The organism is Acetobacter sacchari (assembly GCF_017377715.1).
GTDB classification, from domain to species: Bacteria; Pseudomonadota; Alphaproteobacteria; order Acetobacterales; family Acetobacteraceae; genus Acetobacter; species Acetobacter sacchari.
The window spans coordinates 1-227 of the sequence record NZ_JAFVMF010000143.1; the positions used below are offsets into that span (position 1 = coordinate 1).

General features: G+C 41.0%; 1 protein-coding gene. It reads left to right on the forward strand.

Going from position 1 to position 227, the window contains the following annotated elements; translation table 11 throughout:
- Window positions 1-227, forward strand: a 227-nt coding sequence (locus J2D73_RS20535; protein WP_207884285.1) for a TCP-1/cpn60 chaperonin family protein, incomplete at both ends; no start/stop codon positions are given.

Consider the following 227-nt stretch of genomic DNA (forward strand, 5'->3'; position numbering starts at 1 on the left):
GTCGAATGGTACCTGGAGCTGCAGCTACTGAAATTGAGTTGGCTAGAAGATTGAAAGAGTTCTCCTTCAAGGAAACAGGATTGGATCAGTATGCCATTGCCAAGTTTGCTGAAAGTTTTGATATGGTACCAAGAACCCTAGCAGAGAATGCTGGTCTCAATACAATAGATATCATATCTAAGCTGTATGAAAATCATGCATCCGGAAATACCAAAGTGGGTATTGAC